The following is a 9,674-nucleotide window of genomic DNA, read 5'->3' on the forward strand; positions in this document are numbered from 1 at the left end:
AGAGGTGAAATAAGCGGAGATTTTCCGATTAAATGGAGATTGGAGCTCGTTTCGTGATAAATAAGGGGAGTTTTCCGGTTATGCCAAGCAAAATCTCCCATTTTCATTTTTCGAGCCGATAGGCGGAATCTCTCCGGTTATTTAGCATTTTTTAATAACACTTACTAAGTAAGAGGAATTTTTCCGTCTATTTATGAGATCGGGTGCTTAACCTGATCCACCAACCGATAAGAGTGGATGCTCTTGCACCGATATGCGGAAATTGCCCAAGCCGAAAAACGCTTAACGATATACCCCAAACAGCAGTAGCGGTATACCGCCGAGTCAAAAGACGCTAAACGAAATACCCCAAACATCGTTAGCGGTATATCGCCAAGCCAAAACACGATAAATGATATATCGCAAACGTCATAAACGGTATATCATCAAGCCAAAAAACAATATTCAATATACCGCAAGTAAAAATCCTTCCTCCTAAACCCCATCAATTTTCTCTTTTAAAAAGAGGTAGAGTAGAAAGGGTACTTTATCTGCTGAAACTGCTAGGAACTGTCGAATAAATGGATAATCATTACTCGAGTAGGAATGAAGCAACTCACTCCACCACTCCGTCTCATATCTCGAGATCATACTTAAATTATACAATAATAAATAATGTGTCATGATTTCTGGGAAGTACGTTAATAATTCACGCTCCTTTGGTAGATAATACGTGTTTTCGTATAAATGATACAAAAGTGGAGAACTGGTCAGTGGCAAAAGAAAGTTTGTCGTATTTACCTTTAGTGAAATTGGGTCGGGATTTTTTTCCTCATTTTCCCCATACCTATGGGATGTTGGAAAAGGTAAGGTATGTGAAATAAAGTCCAAGAATCTTCGAGATGTCATGTGATAACTATCCAATGCTTCTATTGGAATGATAAGCGTATTATCATTAGTAACAGGTGTTTTAAAATACAATTGCTGTTGAAAATGCAAACTGAATAAGTTTTGTAATTCAGGAATTCTTTTAAATAACTGGTCCATTGTGAACTTTTCGCCTTCCATTTGATTCACATGAAACATACGCTCGGAAAAATGTGAAAACAGACCGTTTTTCTGGACTTTTACTTCATCATGGAAAAACTCATAGCTTTGCTTTTTTCGTTTTCTTGTTGAGACTCCATGGGCCAGTACAGAAGTAGATTCTGGATACTGGGGATCAACGGTAAGAAGGCAAGCTTTCAACAATTGAACCATACCGTAAAACAAAAGAACAGGCTTAATGGATAGTGGAGCATTTTGAGAAAGCTGATAGTAATTTTGACCGTGCTCTAAATAATAAATAAAGGGATAGCTGTTTTCATAACTTTTTTTATCAGCATCGGGGACAGCCGCTTTTTCATAGCATTTTTGAAGTAAGTGTTGAGTTGTGTTAGCTGCATGTAGTGCATTAAATGACTGCCAAATAAAACGATAATCTAACAAATTCGAAACCTCCAATTACAAACAAAAAAAGTGCAAGACTTGATTAACTTAATAATAAAAAACTCTGAATTATTAAACATATCGATCCTTTCTTGACAGTAGTTTACCCAGTTGATAATCTACTAATAATATTTTGCAATCGAAGGGGGATTTATTTACATGTGGGAAACTAAGTTTGCTAAAGAAGGTCTAACATTTGATGATGTATTACTATTACCAGCTAAGTCAGAAGTATTACCTAAGGATGTCAATCTTGGAGTTAAGTTGACGGAAACACTTAAGCTAAATATCCCTATTATTAGTGCAGGTATGGATACTGTTACAGAGCATGAAATGGCAATTGCAATGGCGCGCCAAGGTGGATTAGGGATCATTCATAAGAATATGTCTATTGAGCAACAAGCCGAACAGGTTGATAAAGTGAAGCGTTCAGAAAGTGGCGTTATCACAGATCCATTCTTTCTTACCCCAGGTCATCAGGTATTTGATGCAGAGCATTTAATGGGGAAATACCGTATCTCTGGAGTCCCAATTGTAAATAATCCACAAGAGCAAGTTTTGGTTGGTATCCTTACCAATCGTGACCTTCGTTTTATTCAAGACTATTCCATTCAAATTTCCGATGTCATGACAAAGGAAAATTTAGTGACTGCACCTGTTGGCACGACATTAGAACAGGCAGAAAAGATTCTACAGAAATATAAAATAGAAAAGCTCCCACTTGTTGATGAAAGTGGAGTATTAAAGGGACTTATTACAATTAAGGATATTGAAAAGGTTATTGAGTTCCCAAATTCAGCAAAGGATTCACAAGGGCGTTTATTAGTTGGAGCAGCAGTTGGGGTATCAAAAGATACAATGCCTCGTATTGCTAAGCTTGTAGCAGCTGGTGTTGATGTAATTGTTGTGGATACAGCACATGGTCATTCAGCAGGTGTTCTTGAAACCGTTAAAGCAATCCGAGACCAATATCCGAGCCTAAATATTATTGCGGGTAACGTTGCAACTGCTGAAGCTACTCGAGCTCTTATTGAAGCTGGTGTTAATGTTGTAAAAGTTGGAATTGGACCTGGTTCTATTTGTACAACACGTGTTGTTGCAGGTGTGGGTGTTCCTCAGGTTACAGCTGTTTATGATTGTGCAACAGAAGCAAGAAAACATGGTATTTCGATTATCGCGGATGGCGGTATTAAATTTTCTGGCGACATCGTAAAAGCATTAGCTGCTGGAGGTCATGCAGTAATGCTTGGTAGCTTACTTGCAGGTGTATCAGAAAGCCCAGGTGAAACTGAGATATTCCAGGGTCGTCGCTTTAAGGTTTATCGAGGTATGGGTTCTGTTGCAGCAATGGAAAAAGGAAGTAAGGATCGTTACTTCCAAGAGGATGCGAAAAAATTTGTTCCTGAGGGCATTGAAGGACGTCTTCCATACAAAGGCCCACTTACAGATACAATTTATCAGTTAATTGGTGGTATTCGTTCTGGTATGGGGTATTGTGGTACAAAGGATTTAGAAGAGCTAAGAGAAAATGCTCAATTTATTAAAATGACAGGTGCAGGATTACGTGAAAGTCATCCACATGATGTACAAATTACAAAAGAGGCACCAAACTATTCAACGTTATAAGATATATTTCGACAAAATAATCCATTGGTAGGATTTTTATATTGTGGTAGATAGAGTCATGTACTCTGTCTATTTTTTTTGGAACACATATGTTAAAATGTTGTTTGTGTGTAAAACGAATCAGGAGGTTTATTACGTGAAAAACCAAACACGAAAAAGATTGATTATCAGTTTACTAACAATCTTTTTATTATCGATTTTTATAAATCCACTTACCACTGTTCAAGCTGAGGCATTAGCTCCGGACATTGAAGCAAAATATGCAATTTTAATAGATGGTGACACAGGAAGAGTACTCTATGAAAAAAATGCAGATGTTGCTGCACCGATTGCAAGTATGACAAAGATGATGACTGAATACCTTGTGTTAGAGGCTATAGATGACGGTAAAATTTCATGGGATGACACAACTGTAATTAGTGATTATGCATATGCAATCTCAAATCCTAGTAATGGATTTTCGGGTGCAGGTCTTACACAAAGTAAGCCATATCTAATTGAAGACTTATACAATGCAATGGCAATCTATTCTGATAATGCTGCGAGTATTGCCTTAGCTGAATTAGTGGCTGGTACAGAGGCTAATTTTGTAAAAATGATGAATGAAAAAGCAGCTGAACTAGGTCTACCCGACTCTCATTTTGAAAATAGTACGGGTTTAACGAATCAAATGCTTGAAGAAGTCTATCCAGCTGGAAGAGACATAAATGGTGACAATATTTTATCAGCAGAATCCGTTGCTTTATTGGCATTTAGTTTAATACGAGATTATCCAGTGGCATTAGAACATTCAAGTATTCCACAAATGAATTTTGAAGGTAAAAAACTAAATAACTGGAATTGGATGCTAAAGCATGATCCTGCAGAATCACCCAATTTTGTCCCATATTACTATGAAGGTATGGATGGGTTAAAAACAGGATATACAAGTGCAGCTGGTAAAAGCTTCACTGGTACTGCTGTAAGAAATGGACAAAGATTAATATCAGTTGTGATGAATACTACTAATGAAGGGGATGCCCCTCGTTTTGTAGAAACAAAGAAACTATTGGATCATGGATTTAACAATTTCGAGAAAGTTGAAATTTTCCCTAAAGGTTTCCAATTAAAAGGCCAAGAAAAACTTAAAGTTCTAAAAGGGAAAGAAAAAGAAGTTGATATTGAAACAAATAAACCTATATCGATTTTGATTAATAAAGGTGAAGATAAATCCTTATATGAAGCATCATACGTTTTTGATAAATCAATCGTTTCGAAAGATAAAGAAGTAACAGCACCAATTAAAAAAGGTGAAAAAGTTGGTTCAATGAAACTTTCCTATAAAGGTGATAGCGAAATTAAATTTATTACCCAAAAAGTACAAGATGTAGTTCTTGCAGACCTTGTTACAAAAAATGAAGTAGAGAAAACAAACTGGTTTGTTCTCATGATGAGAGGAATCGGTGGGTTCTTTGGTGATATTTGGTCAAGTGTTGCAAATACTGTAAAAGGTTGGTTTTAATCTTAGGTAATGGTCTTCCTCCCTATTTTTGGGAGGGAGGCTTTTTTTATATCTTAACCAGTACTATTTTGATATAATTACTAGGAAATATAGAAAATCTGCGTTAGAATAATCTTAAGATTTTTTTAATGGGCATTTATTATCTAGTAAAATATGATATGATAGAGCCTATAAATACACTAATTAATTTTACATCATATAGGGGGAAGTGTAATGGCAAATACAGGTACAGATCGAGTAAAACGAGGAATGGCTGAAATGCAAAAAGGCGGCGTTATTATGGACGTTGTTAATGCAGAGCAAGCTAGAATAGCTGAGGAAGCGGGTGCTGTAGCGGTAATGGCATTAGAGCGTGTTCCAGCTGATATTCGTGCAGCAGGCGGAGTTGCTAGAATGGCCGACCCAACAATAGTTGAGCAAGTGATGAATGCTGTTACTATTCCTGTTATGGCAAAAGCTCGTATTGGTCATATAGTAGAAGCAAGAGTACTAGAGGCTATGGGTGTTGACTATATTGATGAAAGTGAAGTATTAACTCCGGCAGATGAGGAGTTCCATTTAAATAAACGTGATTTTACAGTTCCATTTGTATGTGGATGCCGTGATTTAGGCGAAGCAACTCGCCGAATTGCTGAAGGTGCATCAATGCTTCGCACAAAGGGTGAGCCTGGAACAGGTAATATCGTTGAAGCAGTGCGTCATATGAGAAAAGTAAATGCTCAGATTCGCAAAGTTGTTGGAATGAGTGAAGATGAGCTTATGACTGAAGCTAAAAATTTAGGGGCACCATATGAATTATTGCTTCAAATTAAACAAGAAGGCCGTTTACCAGTTGTTAACTTTGCAGCAGGTGGTGTTGCAACTCCAGCAGACGCAGCATTAATGATGCAACTAGGTGCTGATGGTGTGTTTGTAGGCTCTGGTATTTTTAAATCTGATAATCCTGCCAAGTTTGCTCGTGCAATCGTTGAGGCAACTACACATTATCAAGATTATGAATTAATCGCGCAACTTTCTAAAGGCTTAGGAAATGCCATGAAGGGAATTGAGATTTCATCATTATTACCAGACCAACGCATGCAAGAACGAGGCTGGTAAGTAAGAGGGTGTTCGAGTGTGGTTAAAATAGGGGTACTAGGACTTCAGGGGGCCGTTAGAGAGCATGTTCGTTCGGTAGAAGCCTCCGGGGCAGAAGCAGTCATCGTTAAAAAAGTAGAACAATTTGATGAAATAGACGGATTGATCATTCCTGGTGGGGAAAGTACAACAATGCGTCGTTTAATTGATAAATATGGTTTTCTGGAACCTCTTCGTTCATTTGCTGAACAAGGTAAACCGATGTTTGGTACATGTGCGGGGTTAATCCTTCTTGCAAAGAAGCTTGTTGATTATAAAGAGTCACATCTTGGTCTGATGGATGTGACAGTCGAACGAAACTCTTTTGGTCGTCAACGTGAGAGCTTTGAAGCAGAGTTGATGATTCCAGGAATTGCTGAGGACTTTGTAGGTGTGTTTATTCGTGCACCACATATTGTGGAAGCGGGAGAAAATGTTGAAGTACTTGCAAAGCATGATGGTAGAATTGTGGCAGCACGTGAAGGTCAATTTTTAGGTTGTTCTTTTCATCCTGAGTTAACGGATGATCACCGTATTACAGGTTATTTTGTAAAAATGGTAGAAGAATCAAAAACAAAAAATCTTGTATAAACGATAGAAACGTGGTAAAACTTAAGATAAATAATAAAATGAAAAAATCTATGATAGGAACTAGTAGCTTGTTTTTTTTCTTAAGAGAGTCGGTGGGTGGTGTGAACCGATGAAAAAGGCTTGTGAATCCATCCTTGAGTGAGATACTGAATTTTTTTGTCATTCTAGTAGGTATTTCCGGTAAATCCGTTATCTTTTTCAAGAGGGGAATACGTGTATTCTCAACTAGGGTGGTAACGCGGGTTAACTCTCGTCCCTTTTTTAGGGGACGGGAGTTTTTTATTTTGCCCGTGGCTGCCGATAAGCGGTGAAGCTATGATGGATTACATGTAATGCTACAAACTATATAGATTTTAGGAGGTTTAAGTAATGTTAGATATTAAATATTTACGAAGCCATTTTGACGAGGTAAAGGAAAGACTTCAGTTTCGTGGTGAGGACTTAACAGACCTAGGCCGTTTTGAGGAATTAGACAAGAAACGCCGTGAGCTAATTGCAAAGACAGAGGTGTTAAAAAGCCGTAGAAATGAAGTGTCAGGGCAAATTGCTGTTCTAAAAAGAGAGAAAAAGGATGCGGACGCTCTTATTTTAGAAATGCGTGAGGTTGGAGATAAAGTCAAGGAGTTGGATACGGAATTACGTGATGTGGAAGAACAATTAGAACATCTTATGTTATCTATTCCAAACATTCCTCATGAAAGTGTGCCAATTGGTGAATCTGAGGATGACAATGTTGAAATTCGAAAGTGGGGCGAGATCCCTGAGTTTGGTTTTGAACCAAAGCCACACTGGGAAGTTGCTGACCAACTTAAAATTTTAGATTTTGAACGTGCAGGGAAGGTCACTGGAAGCCGTTTTGTTTTTTATAAAGGGCTCGGAGCTAGACTAGAAAGAGCGTTATTTAACTTTATGTTAGACCTTCATGTGGAGGAACACGGGTATGAGGAAGTCATCCCTCCATATTTAGTGAACCGTGCAAGCATGACTGGTACAGGTCAACTTCCGAAGTTTGAAGAAGATGCATTTCTAATCGAAAGTGAAGACTACTTCTTAATTCCAACTGCAGAGGTTCCCGTTACGAACCTACACCGTGATGAAATCATAAGCGGCGGAGAAATGCCAATTAAATATGCAGCATTTAGTGCTTGTTTCCGTTCTGAAGCGGGTTCTGCTGGAAGAGATACAAGGGGCTTGATCCGGCAACATCAATTTAATAAAGTGGAGTTGGTGAAGTTTGTTAAACCAGAAGATTCTTATGCAGAATTAGAGAGTTTGACAGCAAATGCTGAAAAAGTGCTTCAGTTATTAGGCCTTCCATATCGTGTCTTAAGCATGTGTAGTGCCGATCTTGGATTCACAGCAGCGAAGAAATATGACATTGAAGTATGGATTCCAAGCTATGAAACGTACCGTGAAATTTCTTCTTGTAGTAATTTTGAAGCATTCCAAGCAAGACGTGCAAATATTCGCTTCCGCAGGGACAGAGATTCAAAGCCGGAGCATGTTCACACATTAAATGGGTCTGGACTTGCAATAGGTCGTACTGTGGCTGCAATCCTAGAAAATTACCAACAGGAAGATGGTACAGTTATTATTCCTGAAGTATTACGTCCATATATGGGAAATAAAGAAGTAATCGGTCCGAAAAAGTAAGAAAAACGTTATAGCCAGGATTTACCATTGTCCTGGCCTAAAAAAAGTTATTAAAAAATGTTGACTTCTACTTTTGTTCTATGGTATATTAATTTTTGTCGATACGGAGGAATACCCAAGTCCGGCTGAAGGGATCGGTCTTGAAAACCGACAGGGGTGTTAAAGCCCGCGGGGGTTCGAATCCCTCTTCCTCCGCCATTATTGAAATTAATACTAGCGCATAAAGTATTGGAGATGAACTCGTTCCTATTGAGGTAACGAGTTTTTTACTTTTTATAGAAATAAATGCAGTCATAAAAGAACCCCCATCGAGGTTACCACTCAACAGGGGTTCTTTTTTTAGCTTTTTAAAAGTTCAGTTTGTCTAATGAAACTTGAAATTTTTTCGATAACTGGCTCAATTGAACTGCCATCTTTCATAATATCATATTCATTAATGTTTAATCGAAGAACTGGGCAAGCATTAAAATTATTAATCCATTTTTCATATCTGCCATGCATTTCTTCCCAATAAGAAATTGGTGTTTGCTGCTCCATCGGTCTTCCGCGTTCATGTATTCGACTAATAATATCATCAAGACTTCCTTCAAGATAAATTAATAAATTTGGATGAGGGAAATAAGGTGTCATCACCATTGCATCGAAAAGGTTGGTATAGGTCTCATAGTCGACAGGTGCCATTGTTCCTTTTTCGTAATGCATTCTTGCAAAAATGCCTGTATCTTCGTAAATGGAACGGTCCTGGATAAATCCACCGCCATATTCAAAAATTTTCTTTTGCTCTTTAAAGCGTTCTGCAAGGAAATAGATTTGAAGGTGAAAGCTCCATCTTTCAAAATCTGCATAAAACCGATCTAGATATGGGTTTGTATCCACTTTTTCAAAGGATGTTCTAAATCCAAGTGCATCGGCAAGCGCTTTGGTCATTGTCGATTTCCCTACTCCAACTGTTCCTGCAACGGTGATCACTGCGTTACTAGGGATATCATATTTATTACGCAAATTCATTATGTGTAACTCCTTTTTCAAGAATGATGTCTTCTACTTTTGTTAGAATTTGATCAAGGTCTTCTTTATTCTGGACAAAGTCAAATTGGTCCCCATTAAATCGTATGACAGGAATATCTGGGTGGGATTTTTCAAACTGTATCATGAATTGTTCATAATCACGGCTTAATTGACTTAAGTATGCTGGGTCTATATTTTTTTCAATATCCCTACCACGCATCTTTATCCGCTCTAATAAAGTATCAAGACTTGCGTGTAAATAGATGACAACATTTGGAACAGGCATGTCTGCTGTTAAAATGTTATAAATCTGGAGATATTTTTGATACTGATGTGCTTTTAATGTACGTTCAGCAAAAATAAGATTTTTAAATATATGATAATCCGCAACAACCGGTTGGTTTTTTTGAAGGTAAAAATGATTAATGTCTTCAAGTTGTTTATATCGGTTACAGAGGAAAAACATCTCTGTTTGAAAGCTCCACTCATCGATATTCGTATAAAATTTCCCAAGGAATGGATTTTCGTCAACAATCTCTTTTAGTAAGGTAAATTCAAAGCGTTCTGAAATCGCCTTTGCTAATGAGGTTTTGCCAACTCCGATCGGACCCTCTACTGTAATAAAAGGAATCCTACTCCCCATCTCGTGTCCCCCTTTTTCTCTAATCAAATCGCCTTGGCGTATTTGCGCCCGATTTTTAGGCCCGCAGGA

At 37.8% G+C, this 9,674-nt stretch carries 8 protein-coding genes, 1 tRNA gene and 1 other annotated feature; of the genes, 6 read left to right on the plus strand and 3 right to left on the minus strand.

Annotated features, from left to right (window positions below):
* Window positions 1-474: 474 nt before the first annotated feature.
* Complete coding sequence (locus V7147_RS20645; protein ID WP_335369693.1) at window positions 475-1,467, minus strand: YaaC family protein; 993 nt, start codon at window positions 1,465-1,467, stop codon at window positions 475-477.
* A gap of 159 nt (window positions 1,468-1,626) precedes the next feature.
* On the opposite strand from V7147_RS20645, the gene guaB reads away from it, so the two are divergent.
* From guaB to V7147_RS20675, 6 genes are all read left to right on the plus strand, one after another.
* The gene (gene guaB, locus V7147_RS20650; protein WP_335369694.1) at window positions 1,627-3,093 is read left to right on the plus strand and encodes an IMP dehydrogenase; all 1,467 of its coding nucleotides are present in this window, start codon (window positions 1,627-1,629) and stop codon (window positions 3,091-3,093) included.
* 136 nt (window positions 3,094-3,229) lie between these two features.
* A complete protein-coding gene (locus tag V7147_RS20655; RefSeq protein WP_335369695.1) occupies window positions 3,230-4,594 on the plus strand; it encodes a D-alanyl-D-alanine carboxypeptidase family protein in 1,365 nt (454 codons plus the stop codon).
* Between the two features lie 213 nt (window positions 4,595-4,807).
* Window positions 4,808-5,692 carry a pyridoxal 5'-phosphate synthase lyase subunit PdxS gene (gene pdxS / locus V7147_RS20660; RefSeq protein ID WP_335369696.1) on the plus strand — a complete coding sequence of 295 codons (885 nt, stop codon included), beginning with the start codon at window positions 4,808-4,810 and terminating at the stop codon, window positions 5,690-5,692.
* Between the two features lie 18 nt (window positions 5,693-5,710).
* Complete coding sequence (gene pdxT / locus V7147_RS20665; RefSeq protein ID WP_335369697.1) at window positions 5,711-6,301, plus strand: pyridoxal 5'-phosphate synthase glutaminase subunit PdxT; 591 nt, start codon at window positions 5,711-5,713, stop codon at window positions 6,299-6,301.
* Between the two features lie 41 nt (window positions 6,302-6,342).
* Window positions 6,343-6,562, plus strand: a binding site (T-box leader).
* A gap of 108 nt (window positions 6,563-6,670) precedes the next feature.
* Entirely contained in the window at window positions 6,671-7,954 is a 1,284-nt protein-coding gene (serS, locus tag V7147_RS20670) for a serine--tRNA ligase (protein ID WP_335369698.1), read from the plus strand.
* Window positions 7,955-8,059: 105 nt separating this feature from the next.
* Window positions 8,060-8,152, plus strand: a tRNA-Ser gene (locus tag V7147_RS20675).
* A gap of 141 nt (window positions 8,153-8,293) precedes the next feature.
* On the opposite strand, the gene V7147_RS20680 is transcribed toward V7147_RS20675, so the two are convergent.
* Both V7147_RS20680 and V7147_RS20685 read right to left on the minus strand, forming a co-directional pair.
* A complete protein-coding gene (locus tag V7147_RS20680) occupies window positions 8,294-8,962 on the minus strand; it encodes a deoxynucleoside kinase (RefSeq protein ID WP_335369699.1) in 669 nt (222 codons plus the stop codon).
* Window positions 8,949-9,605 carry a deoxynucleoside kinase gene (locus tag V7147_RS20685; protein ID WP_335369700.1) on the minus strand — a complete coding sequence of 219 codons (657 nt, stop codon included), beginning with the start codon at window positions 9,603-9,605 and terminating at the stop codon, window positions 8,949-8,951. The genes V7147_RS20680 and V7147_RS20685 overlap by 14 nt, the downstream gene beginning before the upstream one ends.
* Between the last annotated feature and the right edge of the window lie 69 nt (window positions 9,606-9,674).

Source organism: Bacillus sp. JJ1521 (assembly GCF_036965165.1).
In the GTDB taxonomy this organism is placed as follows: Bacteria; Bacillota; Bacilli; order Bacillales; family Bacillaceae_L; genus Ferdinandcohnia.

Bases quoted from the DNA above. Each gene is read 5' to 3' on its own strand.
- guaB (WP_335369694.1), top strand. From the start codon at position 1,627: ATGTGGGAAACTAAGTTTGCTAAAGAAGGTCTAACATTTGATGATGTA.
- pdxS (WP_335369696.1), top strand. From the start codon at position 4,808: ATGGCAAATACAGGTACAGATCGAGTAAAACGAGGAATGGCTGAAATG.
- serS (WP_335369698.1), top strand. From the start codon at position 6,671: ATGTTAGATATTAAATATTTACGAAGCCATTTTGACGAGGTAAAGGAA.
- V7147_RS20680 (WP_335369699.1), bottom strand. From the start codon at position 8,962: ATGAATTTGCGTAATAAATATGATATCCCTAGTAACGCAGTGATCACC.
- V7147_RS20685 (WP_335369700.1), bottom strand. From the start codon at position 9,605: ATGGGGAGTAGGATTCCTTTTATTACAGTAGAGGGTCCGATCGGAGTT.